This window comes from Cyclobacterium sp. 10D3-21 (assembly GCF_055809755.1).
In genome coordinates this window covers 3704927-3722585 of sequence record NZ_CM147924.1, presented here as the reverse complement: position 1 = coordinate 3722585, position 17659 = coordinate 3704927, and the positions used below count along the sequence as shown (strand labels likewise).

16 protein-coding genes are annotated in these 17659 nt (G+C 38.4%); 13 read left to right on the top strand and 3 right to left on the bottom strand.

The window, feature by feature from the left end:
- The first annotated feature begins 4 nt into the window (after positions 1–4).
- On the top strand, positions 5–313 hold the full coding sequence (locus AC0L7T_RS14835) for a nucleotidyltransferase family protein (RefSeq protein ID WP_473336130.1): 309 nt from the start codon (positions 5–7) through the stop codon (positions 311–313).
- Positions 303–650, top strand: a complete 348-nt coding sequence (locus tag AC0L7T_RS14830; protein ID WP_473336129.1) for a HepT-like ribonuclease domain-containing protein — start codon at positions 303–305, stop codon at positions 648–650. Before AC0L7T_RS14835 ends, AC0L7T_RS14830 begins: the two co-directional genes overlap by 11 nt.
- Before the next feature lie 21 nt (positions 651–671).
- Here the strand turns inward: AC0L7T_RS14830 and AC0L7T_RS14825 are convergent, their stop codons facing one another.
- Positions 672–2783 (bottom strand): outer membrane protein assembly factor BamB family protein, encoded by a 2112-nt coding sequence (locus AC0L7T_RS14825; RefSeq protein WP_473336127.1) that lies wholly within the window; start codon positions 2781–2783, stop codon positions 672–674.
- A gap of 310 nt (positions 2784–3093) precedes the next feature.
- Between AC0L7T_RS14825 and AC0L7T_RS14820 the strand changes: the two genes are divergently transcribed.
- The 11 genes from AC0L7T_RS14820 to AC0L7T_RS14770 all read left to right on the top strand — a co-directional run bounded on the left by AC0L7T_RS14820 (position 3094) and on the right by AC0L7T_RS14770 (position 11678).
- Complete coding sequence (locus tag AC0L7T_RS14820; protein ID WP_473336125.1) at positions 3094–3390, top strand: type II toxin-antitoxin system HigB family toxin; 297 nt, start codon at positions 3094–3096, stop codon at positions 3388–3390.
- A gap of 10 nt (positions 3391–3400) precedes the next feature.
- Positions 3401–3772 (top strand): helix-turn-helix domain-containing protein, encoded by a 372-nt coding sequence (locus tag AC0L7T_RS14815; protein ID WP_473336123.1) that lies wholly within the window; start codon positions 3401–3403, stop codon positions 3770–3772.
- Between the two features lie 75 nt (positions 3773–3847).
- On the top strand, positions 3848–4612 hold the full coding sequence (locus AC0L7T_RS14810; RefSeq protein ID WP_473336122.1) for a GDSL-type esterase/lipase family protein: 765 nt from the start codon (positions 3848–3850) through the stop codon (positions 4610–4612).
- A gap of 113 nt (positions 4613–4725) precedes the next feature.
- The gene (locus AC0L7T_RS14805) at positions 4726–5589 is read left to right on the top strand and encodes a helix-turn-helix domain-containing protein (protein ID WP_473336121.1); all 864 of its coding nucleotides are present in this window, start codon (positions 4726–4728) and stop codon (positions 5587–5589) included.
- Positions 5590–5688: 99 nt separating this feature from the next.
- Positions 5689–6654, top strand: coding sequence for an MBL fold metallo-hydrolase (locus tag AC0L7T_RS14800; RefSeq protein WP_473336119.1), 966 nt, complete (start codon positions 5689–5691; stop codon positions 6652–6654).
- A 243-nt stretch (positions 6655–6897) separates the two neighbouring features.
- Positions 6898–7524 carry an O-methyltransferase gene (locus AC0L7T_RS14795; RefSeq protein WP_473336117.1) on the top strand — a complete coding sequence of 209 codons (627 nt, stop codon included), beginning with the start codon at positions 6898–6900 and terminating at the stop codon, positions 7522–7524.
- 4 nt (positions 7525–7528) lie between these two features.
- Positions 7529–7726, top strand: a complete 198-nt coding sequence (locus AC0L7T_RS14790) for a hypothetical protein (RefSeq protein WP_473336115.1) — start codon at positions 7529–7531, stop codon at positions 7724–7726.
- On the top strand, positions 7727–8320 hold the full coding sequence (locus AC0L7T_RS14785) for a ferric reductase (RefSeq protein WP_473336113.1): 594 nt from the start codon (positions 7727–7729) through the stop codon (positions 8318–8320).
- Positions 8321–8508: 188 nt separating this feature from the next.
- Positions 8509–8769, top strand: coding sequence for a DUF4842 domain-containing protein (locus AC0L7T_RS14780; protein WP_473336112.1), 261 nt, complete (start codon positions 8509–8511; stop codon positions 8767–8769).
- Positions 8770–9202: 433 nt separating this feature from the next.
- Complete coding sequence (locus tag AC0L7T_RS14775; RefSeq protein WP_473336110.1) at positions 9203–10012, top strand: alpha/beta fold hydrolase; 810 nt, start codon at positions 9203–9205, stop codon at positions 10010–10012.
- 211 nt (positions 10013–10223) lie between these two features.
- Positions 10224–11678: an amidohydrolase family protein gene (locus AC0L7T_RS14770; RefSeq protein ID WP_473336109.1), complete on the top strand. Its 1455-nt coding sequence runs from the start codon at positions 10224–10226 to the stop codon at positions 11676–11678.
- A gap of 171 nt (positions 11679–11849) precedes the next feature.
- Here AC0L7T_RS14770 and AC0L7T_RS14765 read toward each other — a convergent pair whose 3' ends face one another.
- Together AC0L7T_RS14765 and AC0L7T_RS14760 are read right to left on the bottom strand one after the other, a co-directional pair.
- Entirely contained in the window at positions 11850–13526 is a 1677-nt protein-coding gene (locus AC0L7T_RS14765; RefSeq protein WP_473336107.1) for a SusD/RagB family nutrient-binding outer membrane lipoprotein, read from the bottom strand.
- A gap of 18 nt (positions 13527–13544) precedes the next feature.
- Positions 13545–16934, bottom strand: a complete 3390-nt coding sequence (locus tag AC0L7T_RS14760; RefSeq protein WP_473336105.1) for a SusC/RagA family TonB-linked outer membrane protein — start codon at positions 16932–16934, stop codon at positions 13545–13547.
- Positions 16935–17659 lie beyond the last annotated feature (725 nt).

Sequence of the window (17659 nt, the reverse complement as noted above, 5' to 3'; positions counted from 1 at the left end):
AATTATGATTGAATTGATTCAAAATAAACTAGATGAAATAATAAAAGCGTGTAAGCAACATCAGGTTGAGGCTATTTCTGTATTTGGGTCAGCTGCAAAAAACACCATGAATGAAGAAAGCGATATCGATCTGCTCGTTGAGTTTTCTGATGAAATTGATGTTTTGGAATATGCCGACAACTACTTTTCTTTGTTAGATCAGCTTCAAGATATATTAAATAGAAAAGTAGATCTTGTGTCTAGTAAATCACTTAAGAACCCAGTTCTAAAAGAAGAGGTTTATCAGTCAAAAGTAGATTTGTATGCAGCCTAAACTACTCAAATATATTTTAGACATTGAAAGTGTTATTGAGGAGATCGAATCTATTAAGCGGAAAACTCAAAATGACTTCAACAATTTTTCCGATGAGATCATTTTGCAGCGGGCAGTTGAGTGGGATTTAGAGATAATCGGTGAGGCGATACGAAAAATGATTGAGATCAACCCTTACATCGAAATTACGGCTTCTAAAAACATCATTGGATTAAGAAATATTATTTCACACGCTTATGATTCGGTTGAACCTGAAATGTTATGGGGAATAATTCAAAAGAACATCCCTGTTTTAGCTGGCGAAATTCGAAATTTGAAAGGTAGCCGCATTCCCTAAAGACATCTAACCAGAACTGCATCAATCCGGAAGGCTAAATACCAATACAGCACCTCCAGAGTGGGGTTTCATTTTTGAACCTCCTGCAGAGATGGCAATGTATTGCTTGCCGTTCACGGAATATACACTTGGGGTAGCGTGGCCGTCAGAAGGTAGCTCATATTCCCATAGTATTTCTCCATTCTCTGTGTCAAAAGCCCTGATTTTGGAATCAGAAGTAGCAGCAATAAAGAGTAGCCCACCGGCTGTTACGACCGGACCACCATAATTCTCAGTGCCAGTAACCGGAATTCCTCGTTCGGTCAGTTCCTTATATTCTCCCAGCGGCACCTTCCATTTTATGGTGCCTGTATTTAGATCGACAGCATTCAGCGTGCCCCAGGGTGGTTTAATTGCAGGATATCCTTCATCATCCTGCCAACGTTGGAAACCGCGGAAGACATAAGGTGGCGCCTTGTCATCCCGTTCGTTTTTTGAGCTAACAGCCGTTTCTTCATTAAAGAGAAAGGAAATGATGGCTTCCCGACGTGCTTGCGAAACCTGATCAAAGCCTGGCATACGTCCTCCTCCCTTTTTTATGACCTGCATTACCATTTCCTTGTCTAATCGCTTGGAGATGTTTTCTAGGGAGGGAAAACCGCCCGTAGGATTACCTTTACGATCGGTACCATGACAGGATGCGCAATGGATCAGGTATTGTTTTTCCCCGAAAGGCAAAGCACTGCCATCTGCCTTTTGTGTAGGTACCATCTGGTAAAACCAGGGAATCTCATTTACATTCACATACAGTATTCCTTCGGGATCTGCTGCAGCACCACCCCATTCCATGCCTCCATCGTATCCGGGAAACATGATCGTTTGATCGGTACTTGGAGGAGGGTAGCCCCCATAATTTTCCGATTGACTGAATACCTCCTTGCTTATTTGCTGCGCTCTAGGAGATATATTGGAAAAGTCATCCGCAGTATATTCCTGCCTCATTAATGGGGCTGGCTTGGTTGGAAAAGGTTGTGTTGGCCAGGTTTGGATTTCATCAATTTTCGATGCTGCTCTAGGTCGTTCCTCAATGGGCCAAAGTGGTTCTCCTGTAAGCCTATCATATACGAACAACAGCCCCATTTTTGTACCTACAGCAACAATATCTACCTCTTTTCCTTCGTGCTTTACCGTCAGCAAAGTCGGTGGTTGAGGAATGTCCAAATCCCAAAGATCATGATGCACCAGTTGGTGGTGCCAAAGTCGTTTTCCTGTATTCGCATCGAGCGCAATGAGGGAGTTTGCAAATAAATTTTCCCCATAACGGTTACCTCCAAAAAAATCCGGACCGGCTGTCTCAGTTGATAAATAGACAATGCCACGTGGTATATCAATTGCTATACCTGACCAGTCAGATGCGCCTCCTGTATTTTCCAAATAGTTTTCCGGCCATGTATCTGATCCAAATTCACCAGGCCTAGGCAAGGTGTGAAAAATCCACTTTCGCTTACCAGTTCGAATGTCAAATGCCCGCACTGCACCAGGTAAATCCTCACCTACATTGGCCCCAATAATAAACATGTCCTTGTAAATCTGCCCAGGTGTATTGAGCATTACATTTGGTTTACCTGGAACGTCCATTTCTTCTCCAAGATGAATCGATCCATTTTCTCCAAAAGAAGCAATGAGTTCACCACTTTTTGCATTCAATGCAAAAAGCCGGTTTCCTTTCATAGTGAGTATGCGACCCGCTTCACCATCATGCCAATACATCAGGCCCCGTTGGTCTCCATCAGCGAGTGATTCATGAACCCTGGAAGGATCAAAGGTCCAGCGTTCCTTCCCTGTCGCGCCATCCAAAGCAACCACCCGACTGTTTGGAGTAGCAGTGTATAGCCAACCATCGACAATAAGGTTATTCGTTTGATAATTGGCACTGTCACCTGTCAAATAGGTCCAGGCCAATTCCAATTGAGACACATTTTCTTTATTTATTTGATCAAGGGTTGAGTACTGATTGCTGCTAGGATGGCCGAGATAAGTTGGCCAGTCAGCTCCGGCTCCTTCTGGTTGGGTTTGTGTGCAGGCAGTTAGGTATAAAAACAGGTAAGAAATGGCGATGAGTTTGTGTTTTGAAAAATAGTGATCATTGTCCATGTTCTTCCAGATTTTAATTTTGGGGATGAGGCATTATTGGGTATGCAAAATATAAAAAATATTGATCATGTTAATAAAATAGGAAATCTTTCGAAATGCCAAATTGGGATTTAGGGGTTTGGGAGGGGGGATGGGGCGAGAGAGTGATCGGGTGATTTGGTAATGTAGTGAGAGAGTGAAAAGGTGATGGGGTGATTTGGTGATATAGTGATCGAGTGATGTAGTGAGAGTACAAGCCCTATCCTAATTTATAAAAAACAGTAGTTCTTCATTCGAGAACTTTCTGTAAGTTTGTTTATTAAGTGAACGAATGAAACGGACAATTGCAATAAGTACCCTTCGGGAATATTGGGGAAATCTTGTAGATGCCGAACAATATTTAAAAACTTGGTACGATACGGTAAAAAGTGCAAATTGGTTTTCACCGAATGAGGTAAAACAAACTTATATCAACGCAAGGATTCTGAAGAACAGTCGGATAGTTTTCAACATGAATGGAAATACTTATCGCTTGATAGTTACGTTCAATTACGAAAAGCAATGGGCATTTATTCGTTTTATTGGCACACAGGCTGAATATGATAATATTGATGCTGACACGATTTAGTAATGAAATTATGGAATTAAGGCCAATAAAATCTGAAAAAGACTACCGAAATGGACTTAAACGTTTGGAGGTGATTTTTGATGCGCCCATTGACACCAAAGAAGGAGACGAAGCCGAAATACTTTCATTGCTCCTTGAAAATTATGAAAACGAGCATTATCCGATTGAATCAACAGACTCTATCGAAGCAATAAAAATACGAATGGAGGAGCTGAATATGCGTCAAAGGGACCTTGTCGGAATCATTGGTGGGAAAAGCCGTGTATCGGAGATTCTGAACAGAAAGAAAAAATTAACCGTAGATATGGTAAGAGAACTGGAGCGAAAACTACAGATTTCAGCCTCTGTCCTGGTAAATAATTACCCGCTTTCTGGAAAATAAGATTGTAAAAATTCAAGTACCCAAGAAACATATACTAATCGACCTTAAACACATCATTTTAACCTTAAATTAACCATGAACAAATTATTACTTTACCTGGTAGCTGCCTTTATAGTCCTCAGTTGTGAAACGAAAGAAAATAGCACCGAGGTTGAAATTATAGAGATCACTAAAACAGTAGAAAATCCTGCTGCAATGGCAGTAAAAAAAGAGGACGAGGGATGGGTGAAGCGGCATGAAACAATATTGGGTAGGCTAAATCAGGAGGCTGAATTGATTCTTGTAGGCAATTCAATTTTTCATTCCTTGGACAATGACGACCGCAATGCGGTTTGGGAAAAATACCTCAATCCCTATAAAACCATAAATATGGGAATATCTGCGGACAGAACGGAAAATGTGATTTGGAGGCTTGAGAATGGGTCACTAGAAAATATAAATCCTAAAGTGGCCCTTCTCTTGATTGGAACCAACAATACCGATGGCAATCATTTTCTTACAGTGAGTACTGCTGAAGAATTGGCTGGAGGGATAAAAAAGATCTGTACCATCCTTAACGAAAAACTTTCCGATACCGAAATCCTTATCATGGGCATTTTACCCTATGGTTACAAGCCAAACCATCGAGACAATATCAATAAAGCGACAAACAATATCGTTTCCAAATTTCCTGATGAGCTACCATTTGTTCATTACATAGATATAAGTGATGTCTATTATGATGCCAATGGCAAAGTTATTAAAGAACTGATGCCGGATTTTCTGCATCCTAATGCCGAAGGCCATATGCTAATGTTTGAAGCCCTTGATGATAAAATAAAGGAGCTGATGGTGAAATAATGGATTAGGCTAATAAAAGATTTTAAAACTATTCTAACTGGAAAATAGCTTATTAAATTTTGGCTTCCTGGTCTTATTATTCTCTACTCCACCCAATAGACTGAAAATTTTACTTGAAAAACATCCCCAACATATCTTTTCAAAGCGCGGAGGGCGCTACCAAAATTGAATTTCTGAAACTTTCAGAACTTTTTAGCCGGATTCAAGAAGATCCGAACCACAATCCTAAAAGGCCACATAGATTAGATTTTTTCGCCTTGTTAATTGTTACAGAGGGTACAGGAACCCATCAGGTGGATTTAAAAAAGTACGCTCTACAAAAAGGGTCGGTTGTGAAAATAGCAAAGAACCAAGTCCACGCTTTTCAAGACGATCTGAATTACCAAGGTTATTTGGTTGTATTTACCGAAGAATTTGTTCTTAAATACTTTTCCAGGTCATCAATTGAGTTTCTTTCTCATCTCTACAATTACCATGTCTCACTACCCTTAGTAGAAAAAAGTTCGTACAATGAATCTTTTCTTTTAGATTCATTGGCAGCGCTTAAATCCGAGAACCAGTATGCACAAATAGACATTATTGCCAAGTTATTAGAACTTTATTTGCTGCGATTAGACCAACAAACACAAGGGGCATTTACGCGTATAATTAAAAATGAGTTTCATCAGATTTTTACCAACTTCAAAAATTTATTAGAAAAAAATTACACGGAAACACGTAATGTAAAAGACTATGCGGACTGGTTGCACATTTCTCCCAAGCACTTAAACCATGTCGTAAGAGAAGTCACATTGAACACAGCCAAAACCTTTATTGACCAATATGTGATACTGGAAATTAAACGCAGTATTTTGAGTACCGATAAGAGTTTGAAAGAGGTGGCATTCAGTACTGGTTTTGAAGAAGTGACCAATTTCACCAAGTTTTTTAAAAAACATACCGGCCTATCTCCAAAGGAATTTAAAACCAATATATAAGTCTACCGGTTACACATTTACCATTTTTAAATCCATTTTGATAAAAATTGGTATTGCTGTCTTTCTCACCTTTGCTTCATCAAATTAAAACAAACAAAGATGAAGTATTTAAAATTAAACTTATGGGGATTGGCATTGCTTGCCATGGCCCTGTTTACTGCTTGTGACAAAGATGATGAAGACAAAAGTCCAGGTGTTGAAATTGTAGATTTTGGTGCATCACCATCTGCCTCCATAATTACCACCGGTGAAGTAAGTGTTATTACCGAAAACACTGCACGTTTTCATACCTTTAACTTTGATGTAGCCCCTTACACCGTAACCATAATAGAAACTAAAAATAAAGTGGTGATTGTGGATTTGGGACCTGCACCAGTTTTTGCGGCTGAGCTTAAAACTTATATCGATGAAATCAACAAACCAGGAGCTGTAATCATCACTCACAATCATGGTGATCATTATGGAGGCGCAGGAAGCTTCACCGATTGGGATTTTTATGCAGAAACTGCAGTAGCGAACCAGTTAAACAATACCGAAGATTTCACCAATGTATATACAAATAACGTAATTGGCGTTTCGGGTAGCCAAATCATTGGAGAGCTTGAGTTTACCTTCAATAGCGTATCCAATGCTGAAACCGGAGAGAATGGTTACTTTTTCAATGAAGCACATAAAATCGTTTTTCCCGGGGATTTGGTTTATAACCTGACCCACATTTATCTCAGAGAGTATACGCCGAATGATGGGGAGGACGAAATAGACAACTGGATAGCAGGCTTGAACTTGTTGAAAACGGAATTTTCAACTTATAACCATCTATTTGTTGGCCATAACGGTTCCCGCTCAGATGTAACCGTAGTTATAGAGGAGAACATAGACTATTTAATGAGTGCACAAGCCATCATCAAGGGAAACCAACAGCTAACCAATGGTGGAAGCGCCACGACACAACAAGGGGTAGTGGATGAATTGCTATTGCTTTATCCGAATTACAAGGTAGGGGGCTTAATGCTTTCTTTGCCAGATGCCTTCTTCCCAGGAGACCCTGGAGCAGATTGGTTTTAAAGCCGATGCAGTTTGCGCATTTCAAGATGGGGATTTTGTATACACCCACACCAATTAAGATTACTTGGAAGCGAAGATTGGCTTTGATAGGTTCTGTTTTAAGAATGGCTTAATTGTAGTGCATTGGGGGGGATTACTATTATACTTCCAAAGTCAGCATGAAAAATCGAAAACAGGATTTGGAATAAAAAGACCATGGGGACTGTAACATTAAGACAGTCCCCGTTTAAATCAGAAAAAGTGATGAGCCAAGAACAAGTTAAGATTAATCGCACTATTGCCCAGCTGTATCAAAAAACGAAGTTTGACAGCATCAAAGCCTTTAAAGGTTTAGCAAAAAGTGCATTTAGGCCTATGGAACCAGCCGATTTTAAAGACGTGGCTCTTTCCATATCTAAAGAACAGGGAGAGCGCCTAAAGGAATTGATTGTAATAAATGACCTCAAAAATATTATAGAATTCGGAACTTCATTTGGAATATCAACGCTTTTCTTGGTTCAAGGCGCAATGAAAACAGGAGGGCATATTATTACCACCGAACTAATTCAGTCAAAAGCGGAACTCGCCATTGAAAGTTTCATAAAAGCAGGCGTAAACAATTTAATAGAAACTAGAATTGGTGATGCAATGGAGACACTTAAAGGACACCGCGGAGCGATAGACCTGTTGTTTCTGGACGGATGGAAGAATCTTTACCTGCCTCTCTTTAGGATGTTGGAACCAAATTTTCATGCCAACACTTTCATTTACGTGGATAACGCTGAGATGGCAGACACCAAAGTGTTTTTGTGCGCGGTGAGCCAAGACAGCAAGTACCAATTAAGCTCGGAAGACGATGGCAACGTTGTATTGATAACTATCAAAAAATAATAAGATGAGTAATATTGCACTATGCCCAACTTGTGGCAGCAAATCAAAGACAAAAGAAAAGGAGGGGAGAACCCTATATCAAGCCGTTCAGGATGAGGATGCTTTTAAGAAAATAGTCAAACTCAAAAAGGCCATGGAAAAATATAAAACCAAAGCTGAGGCGCTGGAAGAAACGTTAAAGGCTCTAAAAACAAAAGGATAAATGAAGTTTTTGAAGCAAAATTATGGTTGGATGATTGTGGCTATTTTAGCCATTTTCCCTCTTATTCCATTGGTAAAAATGGCATTGGAAAACAGCAAAGAGAATATTGATATGCTCTACCATATTTCTGGGGAATTTGCCATTAGATGGATGACTGCGGTATTGACGCTAACCCCTGTTTTTATACTTTTTGGGGTTACTAACCTTTTTGTACGCCAGGCTATGGGAATAGCAACCGCCGTTTGGAGTCTTTTGCATTTTGCCATTTTTATAGCAGCAGAAGGATTTACAGCAACTTTTACCCAAGTCAACTACATCCTGGGTTTTGTTGCTGTTCTGATATTAATTCCGCTGCTTTTTACTTCCAACCGGAAGGCCATGAGATGGCTAAAATCAAATTGGAAAAAGCTCCAAAGCATGGCTTATCTGGCTATTCTTCTCAGTTTGATGCATGTGGCCATATTGGAGAAAACATGGATTTTATATGCTGTGGTGGTTGGTTTAGGATTTATCATCAGATTACCGACAGTGAAAGCAACAATCCTTGGCTATCGGCTTAAAAAGAAAAACAGACAAACAAGAGCACATCATTAGAAAAATGGAATATAAAAACTAAAATTCCATTGTGGATTAATATCCTTCAAGCACTATTGATTTTGATCATGATAACTCAAGTGTATCAGTTTTTTTTGACCATGAGGCTGTAATTGCATCAGGTAGCACCATTAACACTGTTGCTGATCAGAATATCATCTATGGGTTGAGCATGGCTGGAAGAATTAATGTTGAACAAATTCACAAGTCTTGGTAATCAAAGCAATGTCTTTACAGGAGACAATAAAGATCCAGATGGTAACTTCATATCAGACAATGGTTTTCCTTGGGCAATCAGTATTATACATGATTTTAAAGTACCTAAAGAAAAAGTTAACATTACTTCTGCCTATATTTTTTTTAGTACATGGGCAGCGTCAGGTGGTGTATCAAACGAAGATTGGTACAAAGACAACCCGGGCAATAGAAATGAGGATTTTCTAGATTAGTATTTCAAATCCATTTGAAAACAAAACCCCGAAGTTCTACTTCGGGGTTTTTCTCTTTAAAACAGTCAGGTAATGCTGCTATTGAGACGACTATTAACCTTTAAATTAAGAATAGGCTTTTGCCATTTTAATTGCATTCATGGCTCATTTATGCAGGAGACAATTATAGCATCCTGGGTGGATTAGCGGAGCCGAAGCCAACTTTACGGAACTGTTCTAAAATATTCACTCATTTATGCCGGTTTTGATTATTTATTTCCTTGTATAATTTAAACCAATCGGCACAAAATTCTTTATCTTAGTCGGATAACCAAAGAAATTATCAATGAATGCATAAACTCAGGTAACAGCCTTTTACGCTCTAGTAAGGTTAAATTCAAGACCTTTATTAAGGTGCATTTCTTGTTCATAAGCTCATTGAAAAAACGTACTCATGGCAAAAGCTAAAGTAAACAATGTTGAATTACATTATGACGAATTCGGCAAAGGAAAGGAGGTTCTTCTTTTTTCACATGGCTATTTAATGAACAATACCATGTTTAAAGGTCAAATCGATAAACTGAAAGAAAATTTTAGATGTATAGCTTTTGACCATCGGGGACATGGCCAAAGTGAAATAGCTACAAATGGCTATTCATTGGATAACCTTGTAACAGATGTAATTTGTCTAATGGAGGAATTGAAATTAGGTTCTGTCCATTTCGTAGGGATGTCAACAGGGGGATTCGTGGGGATGCGACTGGCCATTAGAAGGCCGGAATTATTGAAATCATTAATATTAATGGATACATCTGCTGAAGAAGAGGATAAAAGTGCTAAAAAGAAAAATTATTTACTCTTATGGATAGTTAAAAATATGGGTTGGTTTCCAGTAATTGGTAAGACAATGTCCATTCTATTCCATAAATCCTTTCTCGAAGACAATTCTCGTCAATTGGAAGTGAAAAAGTGGCGGAAAATTTTGATGAGTCAAAACATGAAGGGCATAATTCCTTTTGGTAAGATGATTTTTGAGCGAGATAGCGTACTTGGTAAACTTGCTGATATAAACCTTCCTACTGCCGTAATTGTAGGCGCAAAGGATGTTGCAACCCCTCCAACATCCAATAAAAGGATTGCAGATAGGATTCCCAATGCTGAGTACTTTACAATCCCTGATGCAGGTCATTCTGCAGCGGTTGAAAAACCTGAGGAGGTGTATGAAGCAATGAGGGAATTTTATGTTAAAAATGGGATATTATAAATGTTATAATATTCTAACCAGAAAAATTAACGGTAGCCAGCTAAATAGTTGGGCTAGCCAGATTCCTCTAAGCAGGTGGGCATTTCATCGTTGAAACGGTAAAAATATTGACCTATATTCACTCTTTAAGGCATGCCCAATCGCTATTTACCATAACCCTTTCCAATTACCTGAAGCGTTGGATATAATTGTAAAAGAAAAATAGAATCATATGAAATATTTAATTCCTATACTTTTTATACTAATTTTCATTCTTTCTGAATGTCAGCATTCTGAGGTGAAATTTGAAAACGCCCTTTGTATAGAAAACATCTCTACAATTGACGCTGAAGATGGATTAAAATCAAATCAAACAGTTATAATCAAGGACGGAAAGATCTATCAGATTACCCCTTCAAAGGAGCTTCAATTATCAAAAAAGAATACGATTGTTGATGGAACGGGAAAATTTTTAATTCCTGGGTTATGGGATGCCCATGTTCATTTTGCCTATATAGAAGAATTAGCACCCAGGATGTTTGATTTATTTCTGGTATATGGAATTACAAGTGTTCGGGATACGGGTGGTGAGATAAGTTTTGTTAATAAATGGAAGCAAAAATCCTTGACAAATCCCACCAATACCCCAAGAGTTATGATTGCTGGACCACTTCTAGATGGTACACCTAACGTGTATGATGGTAGTGATTCTGGCCACCCGCCACTCTCTGTTGGATTGAATACGCTAGATGATGTAAAGGAGCAAATTAATAAACTGGAAATTGAAGGAGTAGATTTTCTAAAAGCATACGAAATGTTAAGCCCTGAGCAATTTGCGCTTATAACGCAGCTTGGGAAAGAAAAAGGGCTAAAAGTAACTGGGCATGTGCCTTTAAGCATGGACGTGATTAGTGCTTCCAATGCTGGACTAAATAGTATGGAACATTTACGTAACCTGGAATTGTCATGTGCTTCAAATGCGGAAGAATTATTACAACAGCGTCAAGAACTTCTAACATTAGGGAAAGGTATGAATGGGGCTGCTTTGCGATCAAGTATTCATCAGGAACAAAGGAAAATTGCTATTGATAATTACGATGAAATAAAAGCCCAGGAGGTGCTAAATGTTTTGGCAGCAAATGATACCTGGCAAATTCCCACATTGACCTTAAATACAGGTTCTACCAAGCGACCTTTTACGGCTTTTGATTTTAAGGAAAGTTTTAAATTCCTGCCAAAAAACATTGAAGAAGAATGGAACCAGGATATAGATAATCTCTTAAAAAAAGACATTTCCGAATCTAATATTCAGCGGACTGAATGGACTTTAAATATTACCGAAAAAATGCATAAAGCCGGTATAAATATAATGGCTGGTACCGACTGCCCGATTTCCTTCCTAACTCCTGGAAGAAGTTTACACCAGGAATTAGCTGTATTGGTCGAAGCTGGTTTATCTCCACTAGAGGCGATAAAGGCAGCTACGCTTAACCCTGCTAAATACTTTAACCTGGAAAATGAATTGGGTACAATTAAGGAAGGTAAATGGGCTGATTTGGTTATTTTGGATGCAAATCCTCTAGAGGACATTAATAATACTAGGCTGATAAATGGTGTAATCAAACAAGGGAATTATTTTGACAGGGAAAAATTAGATCAGAAATTGAAACGGTTAGATGAAGAATAAAACTATCATCATCAACTGACTTGAGGTAGCAATTACAATTGTTTTTAAAGCTCAATTTTTTAAATTGGGCCCAAACAATTATTTCACCAGCGCCTTTTATTTACTATAAAAAAAAGGTTTACCGAAATTTCTTTCAGTAAACCTTCGGTAACAAATTGGTGGTTATAAAGATTAGTAAGGTATATTGGTTCCTTGTAGCAACCACATACGTGAGCGAGTATCATCATTTGATGGCACCTGTACAAATTCTGATTTTTCCAGTCTCTCTACAGCTTCATTGTATTTATCAACATACTGAGGATCAGGAGGTGTAGGTGAGTCATAATGATACCTAATAGGAATGGCAGGCTGAGCACCATCATAAGGAGGTACAAAATCCGGATAACCAGTTCTACGCCAGTCAAACCATGGCTCGGGTCTGAAAAACATGGATATGTATTTTTGAGTAATAATGCGCTCATGCTTATTGGTTGCTTGACTCAAGTCAATATCTTCCTGACTGTAAAACTCATTAAAATCAAATCCTCCTACATAATCACCAAATATTCCCCATTCATCCATAGAAGCTTCAATAGCCTTCTTATAATGACCTTCTGCATCACTGGCACCAAATGCCCCAATAGCTGCCGCTTCTGCCAATATGAATTCAACTTCAGAATAGGTGATAATATTCATGCCAACATATTGATTTGCATTTTGGAAATAAATATCGCTAAGACGACTATTAAACGGAGTAGTTTTGGGCTCTACAGATGTGGCTTGAGGGCCAGCATTATAGGCTGTCCATGAAGCCTGGCTACCAACCGGTAATCCAACGTACAGACCTGTATCCAGATCATCATAACCACTAGGGTATGGCAATACTTCAACAGGGAAAGTCTGTCCTAGTGGGTCTGTGTATTGGATAGTTGTTGCTGTTGCAATATCCTTGTCCCATTTCTTTTCAACAGGTCGTAACCACCTATACAATCTCGGATCATTTTGATCTCTTAATGAATTAAGAAAACCTAAGCCCATTCTTCTCGCATAAGTCAGTTCAGAAGCCCTAAATGACCCACCTCGAAAAGAAGTAGTTGCAGAATTTCCTATATAATCTAAAACAGCATTGTCATCTGTACTGGTGAATACATTTTGTGCAGCATCTTGGAACTCAGCATCTAAATCAATACTTAATTCATTTTTTTTGTTGTTCAACAACAAACACATCCTGATTCTGAGAGAATTAACAAACTTTATCCATTTGTCTTTATCTCCATTGTACAACAAATCATAGCCATCTAACACAGGGACTTCCGCCCCTGGAAGGGCTTCAATCATATTTTTTGCTGTTTTTAAATTAATCAGCAAGGTTTCATAAATCTCTTTCTGCTGATCATATTTAGGGAAAACAATTCCTTCTTCCAGCTGATTGGTTTCTGAAAAGGGCACATCACCATAAATCTTTGTAGCTAGATCTATAAGTCCGGCTTGATATACTAAAGCTACAGCCTCTGTGAAAGTGTTTTCTTGCTCAACACTAAGGTCGGACATCGCTTGAACATCTACTAGATTAGAGTAAATAGAAGCCCACGGACTACTTTGTCCCGGTGTCCAATATAGGGCGTTAAATTCCTCAGATTTATAACCATCACCCACTTGGTAATACTGCAATAAGGAAGGAATTCTTGAACCCCAATAGCCAAATTCACTATAGGTATTGGCAAAATTATAGGTACTTGTAGTTAAGAGGAAGTTTGGATCAACTTCGTTTACATCATTGGGACTTTCACTCAATTTATCAAAATCACTACATGAGTTTAAAATCGGAATGAATGCAATGGATAATATTATTATTATAATTTTCTTCATGATCAATATTTATTATAATTAAAACCCAACATTTAATTTCATACCGATACTACGGGTACGTGGAATCACAGAGTAAAATTCATACCCCGGTTCATTCCTATTTCCTCTTGCGGTATAAGCAGTTTCAGGATCGATGAATACATTGTGTTTTGTCCACATAAACAAATTTTGACCTAGAAGGGATAAAGACATATTTTGTAGGTTAAATTTATTTACTATAGCCTTAGGAAACCTATAGGTAATTGACACCTCTCTTAACTTCACATAAGTTGCACTGTACAAATTAGCTGATGCCAAGTATCTGTCAGCTCCCTTTTGCGCATTATACGGACTGAGCCATATTGTACCTGGGCCACCAAAATTCTCAATGTATCCACCTTGGCCATCTTCTCTAACTCCTACATCAAAACTGGCATCATTAACGTATATTTTTTCCCCATCAGCATTAATATAGCTTCTGGCTTCTCGTTGTTGCTCGTCTTGCCATACAAAACCACCATATTCAGAATCACGTCCTCCAACCCATTCATGTGAATATTTCTCAGGGTTATCTTTGATTTGCTGTACAATGTCTACATTGGGATCATAATCCACGCTTCCATTAATATATTCAGGAAACCTGCCATCATTCTTTCCTTGTCTCAATGTCTCAGAATAGAATTGACCTCCTGATCTCCAGTCAAGAACTGCAGAAAGACTAAAGTTTTTATATTCCACATTAGGGTTTATACCCAATATGAAATCAGGGTTGTAGTTTCCAATTTTTTCAAAATGCTCAGGATTTTGATCTCTTTCAGGCTTACCATTGCTGTATATGATGGCATGACCATAATACTCAGAGCTAGGATCTTCCACTTTAAAATAAGGAGCTTGATAAATATCTCCTACCTGATCTCCTGGATAGGTATAGAAATAAGCGTACCCTTGGCTATACCCAAAGTATTCGACACCATCAGCTAGCTCTACAATCGTAGTTCTATTTCTAGTGAAATTTAATCCTAAATCAAAGGAAAAATCCTTTTGCCTAACGATAGAAGTACCTAGCGTGATGTCCCAGCCATTACTTCTTACCAATCCTGCATTGATCAGTTTGCTGTTTGCTCCTGAAGTAATTGGGGTACTAATGCCAAGTACCTGATTTTTATTATCCATGGTATAGTAGGTGGCATCTAGTGTCAATCTGTTATTAAACAAAGACAAGTCAACACCAACTTCTTTGGATGTAGCTATTTCAGGTTTTAGTTGGGCATTTTTAGCAACCTTGTCAATACTGGCTCGTTTGGTTTCTCCCCAATCTGCGCCAAAATTATAATATCTTTGAAGCTGATAAGGATCTACATCATTACCTACCTGAGCATAACCTGCACGAACCTTAGCGAGGCTAATCCATTCCGGCATGTCAAACATTTCATTTACCAGCACACTTAAAGAAGCGGAAGGGTAAAAATACGAGCGGTTTTCTTTTGGCAATGTACTAGACCAATCATTCCTAGCCGTCAGGTCAAGATATACCGTGTTTTTATAGCCTATTGAGGTTTGACCAAAAAGACTGTTCACTTTCTTTTTACTCAAAAAGTTATTATATACTACCGAACCAGGGCCTCCATTACTAATGGTATACAAGCCGGGAATAACCAGGTTAGTTGTCGAATTATGAATATTTTCCTGGTAGTTATATCTAAGGTTTCCCCCAGCATTGGCTTGTAGGTCAAAATCCCCAAAGGTTTTGTTATAAGAGAAAAGACCTTCCCAATTTTGTTCCCTAAAACTGGAGTTTTGAATATCAAAGTTTCCCTTAGGTGCACTATTTGTATCCCATGGTCTTTGATTAACAGCTCTTTGGTTTAATTGACTCCGCAAATATCTTGCTGTAAAGCGCAAATCTTTAGCAAACTCCCAACCTACTTGTATTTTAGTCATTGCCTGTACACGATCAAAACTAGTTGTGGCCAACTCTTGCATCAGGTAAGGGTTGTTCCACCTTTCTTTCCAGCGGGTTTGAACAATCCCCTCTTGGTTAGGTATCCACCAAGTTTCTGGATTACTATAAAGGGACATGTCAACTTGTGGTCCAACAGTTAAAATGGCTCTTGTTGGCGTGAGAAAACCATCATTGGTATTTGGCCTATTACCTGAACTTGACTCATTCAAAGAGGTCATCACCGTCACCTCCAAATTATCAGTCAGGTTCATGGTTCCATTGATGCTGATATTGTTCTTTTTTAAATCTACATTCGGCATAATACCTTTATTAAGGTAGTTACCCAATGAAACACGGAAATTGGCTTTGTCATAGTTACCACTAACTCCCACATTGTTTACCTGTGTCCATCCGTTTTGATAAAAATCTTTCTGGCGATCTATATTGTTTTGATGAGAGACCAATTCACTTGGATTATCCTGATTTCTTTGTTGTGCAATAAAACCATTGTCTAACTTTGGTCCCCAAAATTCGTATGCATCGTTTTCAAATACAAATGCACCTTCTTGCCCTGAAGCAAACTCAGTTTGAACAGGAAGGTATTCATAAGGATTGTCAACAATAAAGGAAGAATTGAAATCCACTCCTAAACCTTTTTTCTCACCGGCACCTGATTTGGTTGTAATAAGTACTACACCATTCGCTGCACGTGAACCGTAAAGAGCCGCAGCACTAGGTCCTTTCAATACTGACATTGATGCTATATCTTCTGGGTTTATGTCTGAAATAGCATTGCCAAGGTCAGTCTGATTAAATAGGTTGTCCGTAGTATTGTAAACGGGCACACCATCAATAACGAACAAAGGTTGATTGTCTGAGTTTAAAGATGAAGCTCCTCTAATTACCATATTCATAGAAGAACCTTTCACTCCGTAGGTTTGAGAAATCTGTACACCAGCTATCTTCCCTTGCATTGAGCTAAGTACACTAGCCTGTGGAGTTCTATTCAATTCCTCTCCATTGACTGTTCCTACTGAATATCCCAATGATTCTTTTTCACGAGAAATGCCAAGAGCAGTAATAACTACCTCATTCAAACCAACAACAGCATCAAGCATTGTTATATTGAATATTGACTGAGATCCAATCACCACTTCTTGCTGTTTATATCCAATATATGAAAACAGCAATAATTCCGTACTTGCTGGAAGGCTAAGTGAGAAATCTCCATCCAGGTTGGTTACGGTACCGTTATTGGTCCCTTTGGCCAATACTGCCACTCCAATCAAAGGAAGTCCTTCGGCATCGGTTACTATACCTGAAACTGTTTTTTGTTGGGACTCCTCATTTTTTGTATTCTGAGAATAGGAGGTATTACTTGAGAACATTGCAGCATTTATCACTAACAAAAACAGACTTAACCGCATTATCTGTTTTGTTTTACTGGAGAGATTTTCAAAATCTCCACAAAATAATTTTCTTTTCATTTCTTTTTTAATTCTTAAATAAAATTCACTTGAAACCGAGTTTTTCTTTTATCACATTTCGGTTTTTAATACTATCAGCTCTTTTGTTTACTTCTATCACATAGGCATTCTTCTCTAGTTTTTACAGGTAATTAATAAGGGGGAAATTTTCACTTTTTGGATCAAAGGAGACTGTAAACGTAGGGTTACAACTCCAAACCGAAAGGCAAGATTGTAATTCCAAATCTAAATGCAAGGTGCATCTCTGCCATAACAGCATACATCATAGAATGGTAATGTTTGAATAATTCAGGGGTTAAATACCGGTGATTTTGAGATGAAATTCGGGTAATTTGGTAATAAATTAATAGCATTATTTATACCCTATTTCAGTGCACTTTTCCTGCCAGTAGGGAATACCTTAAATTAATGAAAGTACATATCCATCGTGATGGATCCTTCCCAAGAGGCATAAATAGGAGAGGTGAGGAGCCGAAGTTCGCTAATTGGAATAGGTGATCAGTGCTACTTTACATTTAAGAATATCAAAGAGGGAGGGTGTGGCAAAAAAGGACTTACGGCATTTGATTTTATGACTTAGATTCGAAGACATTTAAAAATTTAATGAAGAACCTAGCTTGAGAGATTTTGTCAGCATTGTTGCAGAAAAAAAGCAACAATACCGCCAAAATCATATATTGTACATCTACTGAACCACGGGCTACACCCGTGGCTGAGATATTACG

Bases quoted from the DNA above. Each gene is read 5' to 3' on its own strand.
- AC0L7T_RS14835 (WP_473336130.1), top strand. From the start codon at position 5: ATGATTGAATTGATTCAAAATAAACTAGATGAAATAATAAAAGCGTGT.
- AC0L7T_RS14820 (WP_473336125.1), top strand. From the start codon at position 3,094: ATGAAACGGACAATTGCAATAAGTACCCTTCGGGAATATTGGGGAAAT.
- AC0L7T_RS14800 (WP_473336119.1), top strand. From the start codon at position 5,689: ATGAAGTATTTAAAATTAAACTTATGGGGATTGGCATTGCTTGCCATG.
- AC0L7T_RS14770 (WP_473336109.1), top strand. From the start codon at position 10,224: ATGAAATATTTAATTCCTATACTTTTTATACTAATTTTCATTCTTTCT.
- AC0L7T_RS14780 (WP_473336112.1), top strand. From the start codon at position 8,509: ATGTTGAACAAATTCACAAGTCTTGGTAATCAAAGCAATGTCTTTACA.
- AC0L7T_RS14765 (WP_473336107.1), bottom strand. From the start codon at position 13,526: ATGAAGAAAATTATAATAATAATATTATCCATTGCATTCATTCCGATT.
- AC0L7T_RS14825 (WP_473336127.1), bottom strand. From the start codon at position 2,783: ATGGACAATGATCACTATTTTTCAAAACACAAACTCATCGCCATTTCT.
- AC0L7T_RS14810 (WP_473336122.1), top strand. From the start codon at position 3,848: ATGAACAAATTATTACTTTACCTGGTAGCTGCCTTTATAGTCCTCAGT.
- AC0L7T_RS14790 (WP_473336115.1), top strand. From the start codon at position 7,529: ATGAGTAATATTGCACTATGCCCAACTTGTGGCAGCAAATCAAAGACA.
- AC0L7T_RS14815 (WP_473336123.1), top strand. From the start codon at position 3,401: ATGGAATTAAGGCCAATAAAATCTGAAAAAGACTACCGAAATGGACTT.
- AC0L7T_RS14785 (WP_473336113.1), top strand. From the start codon at position 7,727: ATGAAGTTTTTGAAGCAAAATTATGGTTGGATGATTGTGGCTATTTTA.
- AC0L7T_RS14760 (WP_473336105.1), bottom strand. From the start codon at position 16,934: ATGAAAAGAAAATTATTTTGTGGAGATTTTGAAAATCTCTCCAGTAAA.
- AC0L7T_RS14830 (WP_473336129.1), top strand. From the start codon at position 303: ATGCAGCCTAAACTACTCAAATATATTTTAGACATTGAAAGTGTTATT.
- AC0L7T_RS14795 (WP_473336117.1), top strand. From the start codon at position 6,898: ATGAGCCAAGAACAAGTTAAGATTAATCGCACTATTGCCCAGCTGTAT.
- AC0L7T_RS14775 (WP_473336110.1), top strand. From the start codon at position 9,203: ATGGCAAAAGCTAAAGTAAACAATGTTGAATTACATTATGACGAATTC.